The sequence below is a fragment of the Amycolatopsis sp. VC5-11 genome (assembly GCF_037034185.1).
In the GTDB taxonomy this organism is placed as follows: domain Bacteria; phylum Actinomycetota; class Actinomycetes; order Mycobacteriales; family Pseudonocardiaceae; genus Amycolatopsis; species Amycolatopsis nivea.
This window is the reverse complement of sequence record NZ_JBAGKF010000009.1, coordinates 189132-205056: the sequence shown is the minus strand read 5'-3', so window position 1 is coordinate 205056 and position 15925 is coordinate 189132. Positions and strand designations below refer to the sequence as shown.

At 70.3% G+C, this 15925-nt stretch carries 20 protein-coding genes; 13 read left to right on the top strand and 7 right to left on the bottom strand.

Features of this window, described 5'->3' with window-relative positions; translation table 11 throughout:
* Positions 1 to 60 precede the first annotated feature (60 nt).
* Positions 61 to 405, top strand: coding sequence for a DUF1330 domain-containing protein (locus WA670_RS26395; protein ID WP_336159185.1), 345 nt, complete (start codon positions 61 to 63; stop codon positions 403 to 405).
* A gap of 1 nt (position 406) precedes the next feature.
* On the opposite strand, the gene WA670_RS26390 is transcribed toward WA670_RS26395, so the two are convergent.
* The 4 genes from WA670_RS26390 to WA670_RS26375 are packed head-to-tail and all read right to left on the bottom strand — an operon-like array spanning position 407 to position 2741.
* Complete coding sequence (locus WA670_RS26390; protein ID WP_043828930.1) at positions 407 to 790, bottom strand: PPOX class F420-dependent oxidoreductase; 384 nt, start codon at positions 788 to 790, stop codon at positions 407 to 409.
* Positions 791 to 809: 19 nt separating this feature from the next.
* Entirely contained in the window at positions 810 to 1244 is a 435-nt protein-coding gene (locus tag WA670_RS26385; RefSeq protein ID WP_134730357.1) for a hypothetical protein, read from the bottom strand.
* A gap of 16 nt (positions 1245 to 1260) precedes the next feature.
* Positions 1261 to 2229: a hypothetical protein gene (locus tag WA670_RS26380; RefSeq protein WP_336159184.1), complete on the bottom strand. Its 969-nt coding sequence runs from the start codon at positions 2227 to 2229 to the stop codon at positions 1261 to 1263.
* A complete protein-coding gene (locus WA670_RS26375; RefSeq protein ID WP_037809651.1) occupies positions 2226 to 2741 on the bottom strand; it encodes a SigE family RNA polymerase sigma factor in 516 nt (171 codons plus the stop codon). The genes WA670_RS26380 and WA670_RS26375 overlap by 4 nt, the downstream gene beginning before the upstream one ends.
* 98 nt (positions 2742 to 2839) lie before the next feature.
* Between WA670_RS26375 and hisF the strand changes: the two genes are divergently transcribed.
* Genes hisF through WA670_RS26360 form a run of 3 tightly spaced genes read left to right on the top strand, consistent with a single transcriptional unit; the run spans position 2840 to position 4328 of the window.
* Positions 2840 to 3613: an imidazole glycerol phosphate synthase subunit HisF gene (gene hisF / locus WA670_RS26370; RefSeq protein ID WP_037809653.1), complete on the top strand. Its 774-nt coding sequence runs from the start codon at positions 2840 to 2842 to the stop codon at positions 3611 to 3613.
* Positions 3610 to 3966, top strand: a complete 357-nt coding sequence (gene hisI / locus WA670_RS26365) for a phosphoribosyl-AMP cyclohydrolase (protein ID WP_037809655.1) — start codon at positions 3610 to 3612, stop codon at positions 3964 to 3966. The genes hisF and hisI overlap by 4 nt, the downstream gene beginning before the upstream one ends.
* Positions 3966 to 4328, top strand: coding sequence for a DUF1304 domain-containing protein (locus tag WA670_RS26360; protein ID WP_037809656.1), 363 nt, complete (start codon positions 3966 to 3968; stop codon positions 4326 to 4328). The genes hisI and WA670_RS26360 overlap by 1 nt, the downstream gene beginning before the upstream one ends.
* On the opposite strand, the gene WA670_RS26355 is transcribed toward WA670_RS26360, so the two are convergent.
* Complete coding sequence (locus WA670_RS26355) at positions 4325 to 4930, bottom strand: TetR/AcrR family transcriptional regulator (RefSeq protein WP_037809657.1); 606 nt, start codon at positions 4928 to 4930, stop codon at positions 4325 to 4327. The two genes, WA670_RS26360 and WA670_RS26355, sit on opposite strands and share 4 nt — an antisense overlap.
* Before the next feature lie 96 nt (positions 4931 to 5026).
* Here WA670_RS26355 and WA670_RS26350 point away from each other — a divergent pair, with 96 nt between their 5' ends.
* The 7 genes from WA670_RS26350 to WA670_RS26320 all read left to right on the top strand — a co-directional run bounded on the left by WA670_RS26350 (position 5027) and on the right by WA670_RS26320 (position 11544).
* Positions 5027 to 6589: an anthranilate synthase component I gene (locus tag WA670_RS26350; RefSeq protein WP_037809658.1), complete on the top strand. Its 1563-nt coding sequence runs from the start codon at positions 5027 to 5029 to the stop codon at positions 6587 to 6589.
* Positions 6590 to 6698: 109 nt separating this feature from the next.
* Positions 6699 to 7217, top strand: a complete 519-nt coding sequence (locus WA670_RS26345) for a Trp biosynthesis-associated membrane protein (protein WP_336159233.1) — start codon at positions 6699 to 6701, stop codon at positions 7215 to 7217.
* Between the two features lie 120 nt (positions 7218 to 7337).
* Positions 7338 to 8147 (top strand): indole-3-glycerol phosphate synthase TrpC, encoded by an 810-nt coding sequence (gene trpC, locus WA670_RS26340; protein WP_043828938.1) that lies wholly within the window; start codon positions 7338 to 7340, stop codon positions 8145 to 8147.
* The gene (gene trpB / locus WA670_RS26335) at positions 8144 to 9361 is read left to right on the top strand and encodes a tryptophan synthase subunit beta (protein ID WP_439098609.1); all 1218 of its coding nucleotides are present in this window, start codon (positions 8144 to 8146) and stop codon (positions 9359 to 9361) included. The genes trpC and trpB overlap by 4 nt, the downstream gene beginning before the upstream one ends.
* Entirely contained in the window at positions 9358 to 10149 is a 792-nt protein-coding gene (gene trpA / locus WA670_RS26330) for a tryptophan synthase subunit alpha (RefSeq protein ID WP_275291490.1), read from the top strand. Before trpB ends, trpA begins: the two co-directional genes overlap by 4 nt.
* Before the next feature lie 135 nt (positions 10150 to 10284).
* Positions 10285 to 10836, top strand: a complete 552-nt coding sequence (locus WA670_RS26325; protein ID WP_037809666.1) for a Uma2 family endonuclease — start codon at positions 10285 to 10287, stop codon at positions 10834 to 10836.
* A gap of 48 nt (positions 10837 to 10884) precedes the next feature.
* Positions 10885 to 11544: a peptidoglycan recognition protein family protein gene (locus WA670_RS26320; protein ID WP_037809668.1), complete on the top strand. Its 660-nt coding sequence runs from the start codon at positions 10885 to 10887 to the stop codon at positions 11542 to 11544.
* Positions 11545 to 11550: 6 nt separating this feature from the next.
* Here WA670_RS26320 and WA670_RS26315 read toward each other — a convergent pair whose 3' ends face one another.
* Positions 11551 to 12858, bottom strand: a complete 1308-nt coding sequence (locus WA670_RS26315) for a glutamine synthetase family protein (RefSeq protein ID WP_336159232.1) — start codon at positions 12856 to 12858, stop codon at positions 11551 to 11553.
* Positions 12859 to 13029: 171 nt separating this feature from the next.
* Between WA670_RS26315 and WA670_RS26310 the strand changes: the two genes are divergently transcribed.
* Positions 13030 to 14445, top strand: a complete 1416-nt coding sequence (locus tag WA670_RS26310) for an APC family permease (protein ID WP_336159181.1) — start codon at positions 13030 to 13032, stop codon at positions 14443 to 14445.
* Between the two features lie 263 nt (positions 14446 to 14708).
* Here the strand turns inward: WA670_RS26310 and WA670_RS26305 are convergent, their stop codons facing one another.
* Positions 14709 to 14993, bottom strand: a complete 285-nt coding sequence (locus WA670_RS26305) for a hypothetical protein (protein ID WP_134665827.1) — start codon at positions 14991 to 14993, stop codon at positions 14709 to 14711.
* A gap of 77 nt (positions 14994 to 15070) precedes the next feature.
* On the opposite strand from WA670_RS26305, the gene WA670_RS26300 reads away from it, so the two are divergent.
* Positions 15071 to 15916 carry an XRE family transcriptional regulator gene (locus tag WA670_RS26300; RefSeq protein WP_134665829.1) on the top strand — a complete coding sequence of 282 codons (846 nt, stop codon included), beginning with the start codon at positions 15071 to 15073 and terminating at the stop codon, positions 15914 to 15916.
* Positions 15917 to 15925: the final 9 nt, after the last annotated feature.

Sequence of the window (15925 nt, the reverse complement as noted above, 5' to 3'; positions counted from 1 at the left end):
CATTCCCGGGAACGGACAGGATTGCTTGGCAGACAACGGAATCGAGCCAAGGAGCCGGACATGACCGCCTACGCCATCGCCCACCTGCGCCAGCCGGGAACCGTGGACCCCGAGGTCTACGAGTACATGGAACTGATCCAGGCGACGCTCGATCCGTTCGAGGGCCGGTTCCTGGTCCACGGCGGGGAGACCCGCGTACTGGAAGGCACCTGGCCGGGCGCGACCGTGGTGCTCGAATTCCCGGACTTCGCCGCCGCCGAGCAGTGGTACGCGTCGGCGGACTACCGCAAGATCCTGCACCTGCGCACCGACCACTTGGTGGGTGACGTGATCCTGGTGGAGGGCTGCGGACCGAACCACGATTCGGCCGCGATGGGCGCCCGGCTCCGTGAAGAGGCCCGGTGACTTACTCGGCGATTTTGATCGCGATCCCGATCGTCCGCTCGGGCCCGCCGCGGAGGCGGCTGAAGAACATGGTCACGCGTCCGACGAGGCCGTAGTCGCGGGCGATGACCCCGCGGATGCGGTCGCTGTCGGCGGCGTCGAGGAGCCGGGCGGTGCCGCTGACTTCGGCGCCGTGCACTCGGCGGCCGCGGACGTCGCAGGCTTGCAGCCGGACGTCGCCGTTGTTGCGGATGCGTTTGACCTTGCCCGCGTTGCGTTCGGAGAACAGGACCAGCTCGTCGCCGTCGCGGGAGGCCCACACCGGGGTCGGGACTGCGCGGCCGTCGCGGCGGAAAGTGGTCAGCACGACGTATTTCTCGGCGCCGAGACGCTCCAGTTCGGACATAGCCCTACGGTAGACGGCGTCACAGTCCTTGGCAGCGGTCGGCGGGCTGCGGCGAGCCGGGCGTCGTCGGCACGGCGACCGAGGTGCCGTGGCCGGCCACCTTCTCCATCACCACGTGCGTCGCCGCCACATAGCCCCAGGTGAACAGCACGACCACGGCCGCGCAGACGCCGAGCGCCGCCTTTCGGCTCCCGATTCGCCCCAGGAGCGCGGAAATCCCGGCTCCGGCGAGCAGAAAGAGCAAGAGCGAACTGACCTGCCACAGCGTCACGCCCAGGCCGGACCACGGCACGAGCTGGCGCAACCGGCAGGTCAGCTGTTCGCTCGCAGTGAGCTGGGCGAGATAGTTGGCTCCGACGCACCAGGCCACCAGAACGGCGATGATCGCGGCCCCGAGCCCGACGGCGTACGCCACTCGCGAAAGCGTGCTCCGAGACTCCCCCAGTTCGGACATGGCTTCACGGTAGCGGTCAGCGGGTTCCCAGCCATCCGTATTCCGGTGCCGAATCGAGCACGATCCCGTCCGCCACCGCGACCAGCTGCTCGCGCGGCAAGCGGCCGGAAACGGTCAGCCATCGCCCGGTCGACAATCGCACGGTGACCTGCGCGTCGGCCGGTCCGGAGGCGGGCACGTAAGCGCCGGGGAGGCCGCGCACCTGCACCGGCCCGGACCCGCTGAGCGCCGGGGAGCCGCCGCTGATCGTCGCGCGCACCTTGCCGCTCGGGCCGCTCGCGTCGAGCACGGTCGTCGCGTTGTCGGAACTGGTGCCGCGAACGGTCGTGGCCTCTTCGTGCAGACCGGCGGGCAGCGGTCCGAAGCGCGCCTCGCCGCGGACCCGGACTGGTTCGACGGTCACGGAATCGGCTACTTGCTGGGCCGCCTCGCGCGCGTCCGGGACGCCTTCCACCTTGGCGGTCAGCACGTAGCGGTTGTCCGGCATCCAGGTCAGCGTGGCGATCGTGTCGCTCGGGCCGGTCACCATGGCGATCCGGCCGTGCACCACGACCTGGTCCTTCACCGCCGAGATGCGCAGTGCGGTCTGCGCCCATTCCGGATCGGCCGTCGAGTGCGCCGCGAGTTCCACCCGGCTCGCGCCGGACTGCCATTGCCGCACCTGCGCGGTCGTTCCCGGCCCGCCCGAGCGGTACTGCTCGGTGAAACCGTCCGGCAGCCAGCCCGGCGTGTACGCGAGCACCGGTCGTCCGGCGGCGGGCGTGAGCTGCGCGGGCGCTTCGGCGACCGTTTCGACCACCAGCGGCACCCCGGCGGCGACCGCGATCACGGCGGAGGCCGCGGCGGCCAGCGCGAGGCGAGGACGGCGTCGGCGTTGCCGGGCCTGGGCGAGCGCGTTGAGCACCTGGTTGCCGTCCGGTGCCCGCTCGGCGAGCCGTTCGAGGCTGTCGCGCACCAGCGTCTCGGTCTCGTTCGAGGGGGTCATTCTCCTGCTCCGGTGGTGAGGGCGGCCGGCAACGAGGGCATTCCGGCGCGCAGCGTCGCCAGCGCGCGCGAGATCTGGCTGCGCACGGTCGAGACGCCGCAGCGGAGGAAATCCGCGATCTCGGCGTCGGTGTAGTTCTCGTAGTAGCGCAGGACGACCGCGGCGCGCTGTTTCCGCGGCAGCGTGGCCAGCAGGGCGAGCATTTCGTCGCGTTCGTCGTAGGCGGTGCTGGGATCGGCGGTCGGCGGCCCGAGCGCGTCGAGCACCGTGTGGTTCGACGGGACCACGCGGCGGGCGGCGCGGCGGCGCCACGACAGGTACTCGTTGGTGATCATCCGGCGGACGTAGGTGGGCGGCGATTCGATCTTCGACCAGCGCTGCTGCGCGCGCAGGAGCACGTCCTGGACGATGTCCTGCGCCAGATGCGGGTCGTCGGCGAGGACGGTCGCGTAGCGCAGCAGCCCGTCGAGGCGTTCCGCCACGAAATCGTCGAAACCGGTGGTCACGATCATCAGACGCGCGAGGGGGCGGTTTTGATGCTTCGGATCCGCAAATTAGTGACGAAGCCGTCGCGGCGGGCTCGCCCGGGCGGCCGACTAGGCTGGTGGGCATGGCTGTGGCGGTTCGGGTGATTCCCTGTCTCGACGTCGACGCGGGCCGGGTCGTGAAGGGCGTCAACTTCGCCGACCTGCGCGACGCGGGCGACCCGGTGGAGCTCGCGCGCCGGTACGACGCCGAAGGCGCCGACGAGCTGACCTTCCTCGACGTCACCGCGTCCTCCGGCGACCGCGAAACCACCTTCGACGTGGTCCGCCGCACCGCCGAGCAGGTCTTCATCCCGCTCACCGTCGGCGGCGGCGTGCGCTCCACCGACGACGTCAACCGGCTGCTGCGCACCGGCGCGGACAAGGTGAGCATCAACACGGCCGCGATCGCCCGCCCGGAGCTGCTGCGCGAGGCGTCGCGCCGGTTCGGGGCGCAGTGCGTCGTGCTGTCCGTCGACGCCCGCCGAGTGCCCGAAGGCAGCGAACCGACCGCGTCCGGCTTCGAGGTCACCACGCACGGCGGCCGGCGCGGCACCGGCATCGACGCGGTGGAGTGGGCCGCGCGCGGCGAAGAACTCGGCGTGGGCGAGATCCTGCTCAACTCGATGGACGCGGACGGCACCAAAACCGGCTTCGACCTCGAACTGATCGATCTGGTCCGCAAGGCGGTGCGGGTCCCGGTGATCGCCAGCGGCGGCGCGGGCGCGACTGAGCACTTCCTGCCCGCCGTGCAAGCGGGCGCGGACGCGGTGCTCGCGGCGAGCGTATTCCACTTCGGACAGTTGACGATCGGCGACGTGAAGGGCGCGCTGCGCACCGGAGGGGTGGTCGTGCGATGAGCCTTTCGCCGGAACTTTCCGCCCGGATCAAGCGCAACGCGGACGGGCTGATCGCCGCGGTCGTGGTGGACCACGCGACGTCCGACGTGCTGATGATGGCCTGGATGAACGACGACGCGCTGGAATCCACGCTCACCACGCGCCGCGGCACGTACTGGTCGCGCAGCAGGCAGGAACTGTGGGTGAAGGGCGAGACCTCGGGCCACGTCCAGCACGTCCGCGAAGTCCGCATCGACTGCGACGGCGACACGGTGCTGCTGCGCGTGGACCAGACCGGCCCGGCCTGCCACACCGGCACGCACACGTGCTTCGACACCGACGACCGGCTGCTGCTCGCGGACGAGAACGCGTGATGGCCGTCGTCGCGAACGTGCTGATCGGGCTCGTCGCCCTGATCCACCTGTACATCGTGGTGCTGGAGATGGCCCTGTGGACCACGCCGCGGGCGCGCGCGGCGTTCGGCACCACCGAGGAATTCGCCCGCGAGAGCAAGACTTTGGCAGCGAACCAGGGGCTGTACAACGGATTCCTCGCCGCCGCGCTGATCTGGGGCCTGATCGCGGCCGACCCGGCGGGTTTCCAGCTGAAGCTGTACGGCTTGGCGTGCGTGATCGTCGCCGGTCTGTACGGGGCCGCGACGGCGTCGAAGCGGATCCTGTTCGTGCAGGTGCTGCCCGGCGTGCTGGCGCTGGTTTTCCTGCTGCTGTCGCGCTAGTCGATGTTCCCGGTGAGATAACGCTGCAACGTCGGCGCCACCGCCGTGACCAGCGTGTCCACCTCCGCCTCCACCATCGGCGGGAACCGCGCCACGTACCGGATCAACCCGACCCCCACCAGCTGCGAAGCGCACAACGCCACCCGCAGCTCCTGACGGTCGCCGCCGAGGTCGCTCAGCAGCCCGGTGAAAAACCCGGAGAAGAACTCGCGCAGCACGGTGCTCGCTGCCTCGTGGCTGGCGATGCTGCGGATCAGCGCCTGGAACGTGTCGCCGCCGACGCCGTCCCAGCGGGTCAGGAACGTGTGCACGATCCGGGTGCCCAGTTCCTCGACCGGGCCGGCGCGCAGGACCGTGACCAGCTCCGCAGGTTCGAACGGCAGCTTCAGCACCGCTTGCGCGAACAGGCCCTCCTTGCCGCCGAACCAGTGGTTGACCATGGCCGCGTCGACGCCGGCGCGCGCGGCGATCGAGCGGACCGTCGCGCGTTCGTAGCCGTTCTCGGCGAACACCGCGCGGGCCGCTTCGAGCAGCACCGCGCGGGTGTCCTGACCAGCGGGGCGGCGGCCGCGGCGGCGCGCGGTAGTGTCTTCGGTGCTCACCGGACCATCTTGACCGGTCGCCGCCTCGAATTCAACAGTCATTGAATTGAGAGCCCGCTGACCGGCGCACCCGGGCGTAGCGGCACAATGAGGCGCATGGTCAGCTCAGCAGCCACGTCCACGGCCGGGCCCGGCCCGGTCAGCCCGTCCCGCGCCGAGTTCCGCGCGCTGGCCGAGAGCCGCCGCGTGATCCCCGTGGTGCGCCGGGTGCTCGCCGACGGTGAGACCCCGCTGGGGATTTACCGGAAGCTCGCCGCCGACCGGCCCGGCACGTTCCTCTTCGAATCGGCCGAGAACGGGAAATCGTGGTCGCGCTGGTCGTTCGTCGGCGTGCGCAGCCCGGCCGCGCTGACCGTGCGCGACGGCAAGGCGGTCTGGACCGGCACCCCGCCGGACAACCTGCCCACCGAGGGCGACCCGCTGCAGGTGCTGCGCGCGACCGTCGAGGCGCTGCACACCGAACCGCTTCCCGGCCTGCCCCCGCTGACCGGCGGGATGGTCGGCTACCTCGGCTACGATTCCGTGCGCTGGCTGGAAAAGCTGCCCGAGCTGGCCGAACGGGACCTCGACATCCCCGAGCTGACCATGCTGCTCGCCACCGACCTCGCCGCGTTCGACCACCACGAGGGCACCGTCACGCTGATCGCCAACGCGGTCAACTGGGACGACTCGGCCGAACGCGTGGACGCCGCCTACGACGACGCGCTGGCCCGGCTGTCCGCGATGACCGAGCAGCTGCGGGTGCCCGCGCCGCCCACGGTCGCGACGTTCGACCGTCCCGCGCCGGAATTCCGCCGCCACCGCAGCAAGGAAGACTTCCACGCGGCGGTCGACAAGGCGGTCGAGGCGATCAAGGCCGGCGAAGCGTTCCAGGTCGTGCCGTCGCAACGATTCGAGATCGAGACCGGGGCCGACGCGCTCGACGTGTACCGCGTCCTGCGCACCTCCAACCCGAGCCCGTACATGTACCTGCTGCGGCTGGAGGGCTTCGACATCGTCGGCTCGAGCCCGGAATCGCTGGTGACCGTCCGCGACGGCCGCGCCACCACGCATCCCATCGCGGGCACCCGCTGGCGGGGCGCGGATCCGGAGGAGGACGCGCAGCTGGCCAAGGACCTGCTCGCGGACGAGAAGGAACGCGCCGAGCACCTGATGCTCGTCGACCTCGGCCGCAACGACCTCGGCAAGGTCTGCAAGCCGGGCACCGTGCACGTGGTCGACTTCTTCCAGATCGAGCGCTACAGCCACGTCATGCACATCGTGTCCACGGTGACCGGCGAGCTGAAGGACGACGCCACGGCGTTCGACGCGGTCGCGGCCTGCTTCCCGGCGGGCACCCTTTCCGGCGCGCCCAAGGTCCGGGCGATGCAGCTGATCGAGGAGCTGGAACCGGTGCGCCGCGCGCTGTACGGCGGCGTGGTCGGCTACCTGGACTTCGCCGGCGACGCGGACACGGCGATCGCCATCCGCACCGCGCTGATGCGCGACGGGACCGCGTACGTCCAGGCCGGCGGCGGCGTGGTCGCGGACTCGGTCCCGGACTACGAGGACACCGAATCGCTCAACAAGGCCCGCACCGTGCTGTCCGCGATCGCCGCGGCGGGCACGATGATCCCGGCGGGGGAACTGGACCCGGCTGAGGACGCGGCCGGTGTCTGAGCAGTCCGGCGAGGCGGAACCACGGCGCGGCGGCGCCGAGGCGGAAGTGGTGGGCCCGGAAGCCCGGCCCGCGAACGGGGCGAAGGCGAAGCGTCCACTGTGGACGATCATTCTCGCTCTCCTGCTCGGCGCGCTGGCGCTGTGGGGAGCGTCCCGGATGGTGTGGTTCGCCGAATTCCGCGACGAGGGCGTGCGCGGCACCGTCCTGTACACCGAACCGGGCGAACAGCGCGCCACCGCGCTCGTGCCGCTGGCGCTTCTGGCGCTCGCGGGCGTCGCCGGGGCGGTCGCGACCGGCGGCTGGCTGCGCCGGGCGCTCGGGATCGTGTTGGTGCTCGCCGGTGCGGCGGGCGTCTGGAACGGCGTCGACGGGATCAAGTTCGGCGGCTTCGCACCCGGGCTGCCGGGCACGGAAATCGTGCTCGGCCACCTGATCGCCGTGCTCGGCGGAATTCTCGTCGCGCTCGGCGGGTTGGCAGCGATCAAGTGGGCGGGAGCCGCGCGGAAGCTCGGGGCCCGTTACGCCGCGCCGGGAGCCAAGGCGGCGCGCAAGGATCCGGACACCGAGCTGTGGGAGGCGTTGTCGGAGGGGGACGACCCGACCGATCCGCCGGATACGCGGCGCTGAGCAACCCGGAACCGGCCGGTCATCGAGCGGGGGTTAGCATCGTTTCGGCGGGAAGGGGAAGGTTTTTGTGAGCGAGCTTGCGAGTGGACCCAGGAGTGCGGCAGCGAGTAGGGGCGTCCGATGAGCGTGCTCGAAGACATCGTCGCCGGCGTGCGCGAGGACCTCGCGCAGCGGGAATCCGCGCTGCCGTTCGACGAACTGAAGGCAAGGGCGGCCAAGGCCGTCCCGCCGCGTGACGTGATGTCCGCGCTGCGCGAATCCGGCATCGGCGTCATCGCCGAGGTGAAGCGGCGCAGCCCGTCCAAGGGCGAGCTGGCGACGATTCCCGACCCGGCCGCGCTGGCCCGCGACTACGAGGACGCCGGCGCGCGCGTGATCAGCGTGCTCACCGAGCAGCGCCGCTTCGGCGGCTCGCTCGCCGACCTCGACGCGGTCCGCGCCGCGGTCGACATTCCCGTGCTGCGCAAGGACTTCATCGTCAGCCCGTACCAGGTGCACGAGGCCCGGCTGCACGGCGCGGACATGGTGCTGCTGATCGTCGCCGCGCTGGAGCAGAACGCGCTCGCCGCGCTGCTCGACCGCGTCGAATCGCTCGGCATGACCGCGCTCGTGGAGATCCACAACGCCGAGGAGGCCGACCGCGCGCTCGAAGCGGGCGCGAAGGTCATCGGCGTCAACGCGCGCAACCTGCACACCCTCGAAGTGGACCGCGACGTGTTCTCCCGCCTCGCGCCCGGCCTGCCGATGGACGTGTTCAAGGTCGCCGAGTCCGGCGTCCGCGGCCCGGGCGACCTGATGTCGTACGCCGGCCACGGCGCGGACGCGGTGCTCGTCGGCGAGGGCCTGGTCGCCTCCGGAGACCCGAAGGGCGCGGTCGTCAAGCTCGTCACCGCCGGTTCGCACCCCGCCTGCCCGAGGCCCTCGCGGTGACCGAACGAAGCAAGCACGACCCGGACGAGCGCGGCTACTACGGCCCGTACGGCGGCCGGTTCATGCCGGAAGCGCTGATCGGCGTGGTCGACGAGGTCGCGGCGGAGTACGAGAAGGCCCGTCACGACCCGGCGTTCACCAATGAGCTGAACCGGCTGCTCACCGAGTACGCGGGCCGTCCGTCGCTGCTCACCGAGGCCAAGCGGTTCGGCGAGCACGCCGGCGGCGCGCGGGTGTTCCTCAAGCGCGAGGACCTCAACCACACCGGTTCGCACAAGATCAACAACGTGCTGGGTCAGGCACTGCTCACCGTGCGGATGGGCAAGAAGCGCGTCATCGCGGAGACCGGCGCGGGCCAGCACGGCGTCGCCACGGCCACCGCGTGCGCGCTGCTGGGCCTGGACTGCGTCGTGTACATGGGCGAGGTCGACACCGAGCGGCAGTCGCTGAACGTGGCGCGGATGAAGCTGCTCGGCGCCGAGGTCATCCCGGTGAAGACCGGGTCGCGCACGCTCAAGGACGCGATCAACGAGGCGCTGCGCGACTGGGTCACCAACGCCGACACCACGCACTACCTCTTCGGCACCGCCGCCGGTCCGTCGCCGTTCCCGATGATGGTGCGCAACTTCCACCACGTCATCGGCGAGGAGGCGCGGGCGCAAATCCTGGAGAAGGCGGGCAGGCTGCCGGACGTCGTCGCGGCGTGCGTCGGCGGCGGGTCCAACGCCATCGGCATCTTCTCCGGCTTCTACGACGACCCGTCGGTGCGGCTGGTCGGCCTCGAGCCGGGCGGCGAGGGCATCGAGGGCAACCGGCACGGCGCGACGCTCACCAAGGGCAGCCCGGGCAACCTGCACGGCGCGATGTCGTACCTGCTGCAGGACGAGGACGGCCAGACGGTCGAATCGCATTCGATCTCGGCGGGCCTGGACTACCCGGGCGTCGGCCCGGAGCACGCGTGGCTCAAGGACTCCGGCCGCGCCGAGTACCGCCCGGTCACCGACGCGGCCGCGATGGACGCCTTCCGGCTGCTGTCGCGCACCGAGGGCATCATCCCGGCGATCGAATCGGCGCACGCGCTGGCCGGGGCCCTGGAACTGGGCCGCGAGCTGGGCCCGGACGGGCTGATCGTGGTCAACCTGTCGGGCCGGGGCGACAAGGACATGGACACCGCGGCCCAGTGGTTCGGGCTCGTGGACGGGGAGGGCAAGTGAGCGGCCTCGACGAGCTGTTCGCGGCGACGCGGGCGGAACACCGGGCCGCGCTGGTCGGCTACCTGCCCGCCGGATTCCCCTCCGTGGACGGGTCGAAGGACCTGCTGGCCGCGACCATCGACGGCGGAGCGGACCTGGTCGAGGTCGGCGTCCCGTACTCCGACCCGGTCATGGACGGCCCCACCATCCAGGCGGCCGCCGAGTCGGCGCTCGCCAGCGGATTCCGGCTGAAGCAGCTGTTCGAGGTCGTGGAATCGGTGTCCGCGCGCGGCGGTCGCGCGGTGGTGATGACGTACTGGAACCCGGTGCACCGCTACGGAGTCGACGCGTTCGCGCGCGACCTGGCGTCGGCTGGTGGGCTGGGCCTGATCACGCCGGACCTGATCCCGGACGAGGCGGACGAGTGGATGGCCGCGTCTCAGGAGCACGGCTTGGACCGGATCTTCCTGGTCGCGCCGTCGTCGTCGGAGGAGCGCCTGGCGAAAACCACGGCGGCCTCGTCGGGCTTCGTGTACGCGACCGCGGTGATGGGCGTGACCGGCGCCCGCGACGCGGTGGGTGTGCACGCGGAGGACCTGGTGCGGCGAACCCGTGCGCACACGGAGCTGCCGATCGGCGTCGGCCTCGGGGTCCGGTCGCGCGAGCAGGCCGCGCAGGTGGCCGGGTTCGCGGACGCGGTGATCGTCGGATCCGCACTGGTCACAGCCGCGGCGGACGGTCCGGACGGCGTGGCGAAGCTCGCCGCGGAGCTGGCGAAGGGCGTGCGCGAGGCGGTCGCTCCGGCCTGATCGCGGGTCGGTCGCCGGAAACTGTCGGTGGTCGTTCGTACTCTCTCGGTATGCAGAAGAATCGAGGGGGAGTGCGACGGCTATGGCAGACTGGACTTGGCACGAGAGATCAAGCGCGGGTGGAGGTGACTTCGCATGTCAGCACCTGCTGAGCACGACACCGGCCAACCTGCTGCTCCGTGGCTTTCGGAAGTGCTTGCGCTGCCGGAAGAACAGCTTCTCGGCACCCGGATCGAGGCGGTTGACGGGGCGCTCCTCATGAGCCCCGCCCCGACCTCATTGCACCAGCGGTTGCTACAGCGGCTCCAGCTGGCGATGGTGCCGAAGCTGCCGGACGATCTTGAACTGCTCCCCGGAGTCAATGTCCGTTGCGGCGAAACTCGGCTGCTGATCCCGGACTTCGTGATCGTCACCTGCCCGGACGTCGCGACGACCTGGTACCCGGCGTCCGAGGTGTTGCTGGCCGCGGAGATCGAATCGCCCTCCACCAGGGTGCAGGACCGGATCTTCAAGAAAGCCCTCTACGCCGAAGCCCTCATCCCCTACTACCTGCTCGTCGATCCGGAGCAGGAAGCCGCCACCGTCTACGCGCTTTCCGACGGCGACTACCTGCCGCACGCGAAGAGCGAAGGCGGGGTGCTCACCCTGGCGGAACCGTTTCCCGCGGAGCTGGATCTGCGGGCTTGAGCGGCCAGTTGTACGCATCGTGTACGCCGTCCGCGCACAGTGCGGCGCATGGCTTTCGACATCGGACAAGTTCCCCGGAGGACGTTCCTGCGCGGGGCGGCCGGCGTGAGCGCTGCCGCGGCGGCGGGGCTCGTGCTGCCCGGTCTCGCGGACGCCGCCGACGCGCCGCGCATCTACAGCTGTGCCGAATGGGGTGCGCGCCCGCCCGCGGATCCGCTCACCACGCTCGACCATCCCGCCAACCGCGTGCTCATCCACCACATCGACTGCCCCAACAGCACCGACTACTCGCTCGAGCACGCGTTCCAGGTCGCGCGCGACGACCAGGCTGACCACATCGACAACAACGGCTGGTCCGACACCGGCCAGCACTTCACGGTCTCCCGCGGCGGCTACCGTCTCGAAGGCCGCCACGGCAGCCTGGACGCGTTGCGCAGCGGCAAAAAGATCGTCCGCGCGGCGCATTGCCCCGGCCAGAACGACAACGCGATCGGCATCGAGAACGAGGGCACCTACATGCAGGTCGCCCCGCCGAAGGCGCAGTTCGATTCGCTGGTCGTGTTCGTGGCGTACGTGTGCCGCCAGTACGGCATCCCGGTGAAGGAAATCAAGGGACACCGCGACTTCTACAACACGGACTGCCCGGGCGACAAGCTGTACGCGATGCTGCCGGAGCTGCAGTCCCGGGTGGCGGCCTTGCTTCGCTGAGCGGGTTCAGTGCAGGAAACGCATTGCCCGGCACAATTCCGCGGGCTCCAGCGATCCCAGCTCGGCCACCTCGGCGCGGCGCACGTCCGCCAACGTGGTGGCCAGCTGGGGTCCGAACGCCGTCCGCAGCACCTCGTCGGCCTCGAACGCGTCGACCGCCTCCGACAACGACTTCGGCAACCGGGCGACTCCGGCCGCGGCGGCGTCAGCAGGGGAGAGCGAGCCTGGATCCACGCTGACTGGTTCCGGCAGGCGTGCCTCGGCGTCGATCCCAGCCAGTCCGGAGAAAAGCAGGCCAGCCACCACCAGATACGGGTTCGCGGTGAGGTCGAAGCACTTGACTTCCAGATTTGCCGCCGTGTCGCGCTGTCCGGCCGCGCCGCGGATCAGCCGCAGCGGTGCTTCGCGGTTTTCCAATCCCCACGCGGTAAACACACCTGCCCAGTGGTGCGGTTCCAGTCGCAGATAGCTGACCACCGACGGCGCGCCCACCGCCAGCAACGCGGGCAATCGGCGGAAAATCCCCGCACCGAAGGATTCCGCGGTCGAGGTCAACCCGAACGCGCCGGTCCCGCCCGCGCACAGATTCCGGTCGCCGTCCCAAAGACTCAAGTGCACGTGCCCGCCATTGCCGACGCCGCCGGGTTCGAACTTCGGCGTGAACGACGCGCGCAACCCGTGCGCGGCGGTCACCGTTCGCACGGTTTCCCTTGTCAGCACGGCTAAATCGGCTGCGCGCAAGGGATCCGTCGCCGCGATCGACAGCTCGAACTGGCCCGCCGCGTACTCTGGGTGGATCTGCTCCACCGTCACCCCGCAACGCTCCAAAGTGGACACAAGAGCGCGCAGGTACTCGTGGTTCGCGCTCAACCGGGAGTATCCGTAAGCCGGACCGGGCAGCGGGACCCCGTCCGCGTCGGTCGCGATCCACTCCAGTTCGAACGCCATCCGCGCGGTCAGCCCGCGGTCGGCGAGCTGGGCCACGGCGGTCGCGGCGAGCGCGCGCGTGTCCTGCGGGTGCGGCTGTCCGTCCTGGTCGTACCGCCACGCCGGGGCCCACGCCCAGCCGGGTTGGGCGGCGAGGACGGTGAGCGCGTCGAGGTCGGGATGCAGCCGCAGGTCACCGACCGGGCCGAGGGAGTGCTCGCCGTTCGCGATGCTGTCGGTGCCGAGGAAGAAGTCGAACGAATTGGACGCGCCGACGCCCCACGCCGCGACCGTCGCCAGCCTCGCCACCGGCACGGCTTTGACCCGCGAGATCCCGGAGTTGTCCACGAAACTCAACGCGACGAGCTCGACGCCCGCTTCCTTCATCCGGCCGGCGGCGGCAGCGCCGAGTTCCGCGAGCCGGTCGCGGTCGAGGTGCGAGGGGGTGGACGGCAAGGCGCGCTCCTTCGATACCGGACGAGGTTCAGCCAGTCGGCGCTGGTTGTCCGCGCCGCCTCGGATGTTCACTGTGTACTCCGCGGGGAAAGGAGCGCATCCGTGTCCGGAGACCGTCCCGAATTGCGGCGCACCCTGTCAGTCTGGCAGGCCGTCGGGTTGTCCGTCGCGCTCATGGCACCCAGCATGGCCGCGAACATCAATCCACAGCAAACAGCCGCGGCCGCCGGACGCGCGGTGCCGCTGGCGTTCCTGCTTTCGGCGGCGGGAGTGCTGCTGGTCGCGTACGGCTTCGTCCAGCTCTGCCGGCACTACCAGCACGCCGGATCCGTCTACGCCTTCGTCGGCGCGACCCTCGGGCCGCGTGCGGGCGTGGTGTCCGGGATCGGGCTTCTCGGCACGTACACCTTCTACGCGGTGGTCACAAGTTCCGCCGCGGGCGTGCTGGGCACGGCGTTCCTGACGCAGGTCGGGATCTGGCCGCATCCGCCGTCGTGGGGGCCGTTCGTGCTGACCGCGGTCGCGCTGATCGGCAGCTGGCTGCTCGCGGTCGCCCCGGCCCGCCGCGGCACCAGCACGCTGCTCGCCGTCGAGGGCGCGACCATCGCGCTCATCCTGCTGGTCACCGTGGTCATCCTGGTCCGCTTGATCGCGGGCGACGCCCCCAGCGGCCGGTTCACCCTCCAGGTTTTCGTGCCGGACACCGGAATCTCCGGCATTTTCCTCGGCGCGGTGTTCGGTTTCCTGTCGTTCGCCGGTTTCGAGGCCGCCGCGACGCTCGGCGAGGAAACCCGAGACCCGCGCCGCAACATCCCGCGTGCGATCCTCGGCACGGCCATCTTCGGCGGCGCCTACTTCGTCCTCGTGACCGCCGTCGAGATGATGGCCTTCGGCGGCAACGCCACCGCGTTCCACGACTCCCCGTCGCTGCTGGGCGACCTGGGCAGCCGCTTCGTCGGCCCGTGGGTCGGCGATGTCATCAGCGCGGGCGCCGCGATCAGCGCGTTCGGCTGCTGCCTGGCCTGCGTGGTCGGCGGCTCACGCCTGCTGTTCGCCCTCGGCCGCGACGCCTTCGACGGCCGCGGCATCGGCCGGATCTCCGCCAAGGGCATCCCCGCCGTCGCGGTAACCGCGGTCGCACTCGCGGCGGCGCTGATCATCCTGGTGTGCGCGGTGTTCTTCGGCGCGACCGCGGACGACACCTTCTCCTGGGCCGGATCCATCGGAACCCTGCTGTTGCTGGTGATCTACCTGCTCACCACAGTCGGCGCGATCCTGCTGCTGTTCGTGCGGCGACGGATGCGCGTGCCGTGGTGGCATCTGGTGTTCCCGATTGGTGCACTGGTGCTGCTCGGCTACACCGTGTACGTCAACGTCGTGCCGTACCCGACCGAAGGCCCGCCGCGCTGGTTCCCGGTGGTAGCGGGCGGGGTGCTGGTGCTGGCTGTCGTTGTGGTGGCGTTGGCGCCCGGATTCGCCCGTAGGGTGGGGGAGAGGCTCGCTGAAGGAGAGGCATGACCCTGAGCAGTGCCGGGTCTGGTCGTTGCGCTAGAAGCGTTCGCCGCACTCGTGGCACTTGTTGTCTGTCGGCGTTGCGGTGGCACGGCACCCTTTGCATGCGAGGCGTATCTGTGTCGGCGGGCGAGGCGGACCTGGGCGGGCGAAGCCCGGTTCCTGGCGCAACCAATTGGTGAACAGATACAAGGGATTGATGCCGGTTTGGTCCTCGGGGTGATAGCGGCGCTGGTAACCACGGCTTCGGAGCCGGGGCCTCGCCGCGCTCATTGCGTATCCAGCCCGGTGCAACCGCTGCACCATTCGACACCGGCGAATCCGGTCGAGGCGAGTTCGTCGCGTTCGTGGCGCTCCGGGTAGGCGTCATCGACCGAGCACCATGGGATCAGCCACCGAACAGACGGGTCGGCCAACTCTTGTTTCCCGTAGCGATGCACTGTCCGCCGGAACGCGGCGGTCGGGTCAGCGTGCACTCGCAACGCCAGATCCGACGTGTGCGTCGCATGAGTGCGTATTTCCTCGGCTCGCACGCGCCCTGTTCGCTTGGTCATGATCTCAACGTTCGACTACGGACGGCGCCGGACCCATCCCTCAGCGGGTATCTCACCTTGAGAAGTACCATCGTGAGATGGCCGAGCCGAACCCCAGAGGCGGACCGCTGGCGTTGCCGGACTGGGCGTGGCGACGCTCCGACGTGCGGGATGCTCTGAAGGCACGCGACATCGGCGCATTGCTGCAAGCTGTGCAGCGCTACACCGGCGCGAGCCAAAGCCGGATCGCTGTCGCCGTCGGACTGTTGCAAGGCCGCGTGTCGGAGATCGTGCGCGGCAGCCGGACCGTGACCGCTCTGCAGCTGTTCGAACGGATCGCTGACGGACTGGAGATGCCCGACGACGCGCGAATGCTGCTCGGCCTGGCACCCGTCCATCCGGCTGGGCTCGACCACCTCGGTGCGAGCGGGCGGGCCGAGATCCTGGCTGTGTTCCCCTCGCAGTCCAGGGCGCGGCCGGAGATCGAGCAGAGAGCCGGCGAAGCAACCGAAGTCGATGTGCTGGCCGTGCGCGGGCTCGGCATCCTCGGCATGAACGACTCGCTGTTGCGCACCCACGTCCGGCAACGCGCGGCGTCCGTGCGGGTGCTCCTGCTCGATCCCGACGGAGAGGCGGCGGAGCGTCGCGCTGCTGAGATCGGCGAGAAATGGGGCAGCTTCTCCGCCGGAATCCGGCTGTCGATCGAACTGCTGCACGACCTCGCCGACGACGGGGCGGAAGTCGAGGCGCACACCTATGACGTGTTGCCGACGTGGCGGGTGATCGGCCTGGACTCGACGTTGTTCGTGTCGGCGTTCGGCAACAGCCACGAGGGGCACACGTCGCCGATGTACAAGATCACCGGGTCGCCGCATGGCGCACTCCACCGCGGCTTCCGTAGGTTCATGGACGAGCTGCTGCGGACCGCACGCCGCGTCGTTTAGGGAGGTGCC

Coding starts and splice junctions, on each gene's coding strand:
- WA670_RS26320 (WP_037809668.1), top strand. CDS start 10,885: ATGGCTTTCGACATCGGACAAGTTCCCCGGAGGACGTTCCTGCGCGGG.
- WA670_RS26360 (WP_037809656.1), top strand. CDS start 3,966: ATGGCCGTCGTCGCGAACGTGCTGATCGGGCTCGTCGCCCTGATCCAC.
- trpC (WP_043828938.1), top strand. CDS start 7,338: ATGAGCGTGCTCGAAGACATCGTCGCCGGCGTGCGCGAGGACCTCGCG.
- WA670_RS26385 (WP_134730357.1), bottom strand. CDS start 1,244: ATGTCCGAACTGGGGGAGTCTCGGAGCACGCTTTCGCGAGTGGCGTAC.
- WA670_RS26325 (WP_037809666.1), top strand. CDS start 10,285: ATGTCAGCACCTGCTGAGCACGACACCGGCCAACCTGCTGCTCCGTGG.
- hisI (WP_037809655.1), top strand. CDS start 3,610: ATGAGCCTTTCGCCGGAACTTTCCGCCCGGATCAAGCGCAACGCGGAC.
- WA670_RS26380 (WP_336159184.1), bottom strand. CDS start 2,229: ATGACCCCCTCGAACGAGACCGAGACGCTGGTGCGCGACAGCCTCGAA.
- WA670_RS26350 (WP_037809658.1), top strand. CDS start 5,027: ATGGTCAGCTCAGCAGCCACGTCCACGGCCGGGCCCGGCCCGGTCAGC.
- WA670_RS26305 (WP_134665827.1), bottom strand. CDS start 14,993: ATGACCAAGCGAACAGGGCGCGTGCGAGCCGAGGAAATACGCACTCAT.
- WA670_RS26315 (WP_336159232.1), bottom strand. CDS start 12,858: ATGAAGGAAGCGGGCGTCGAGCTCGTCGCGTTGAGTTTCGTGGACAAC.
- hisF (WP_037809653.1), top strand. CDS start 2,840: ATGGCTGTGGCGGTTCGGGTGATTCCCTGTCTCGACGTCGACGCGGGC.
- WA670_RS26375 (WP_037809651.1), bottom strand. CDS start 2,741: ATGATCGTGACCACCGGTTTCGACGATTTCGTGGCGGAACGCCTCGAC.
- WA670_RS26300 (WP_134665829.1), top strand. CDS start 15,071: ATGGCCGAGCCGAACCCCAGAGGCGGACCGCTGGCGTTGCCGGACTGG.
- WA670_RS26390 (WP_043828930.1), bottom strand. CDS start 790: ATGTCCGAACTGGAGCGTCTCGGCGCCGAGAAATACGTCGTGCTGACC.
- WA670_RS26395 (WP_336159185.1), top strand. CDS start 61: ATGACCGCCTACGCCATCGCCCACCTGCGCCAGCCGGGAACCGTGGAC.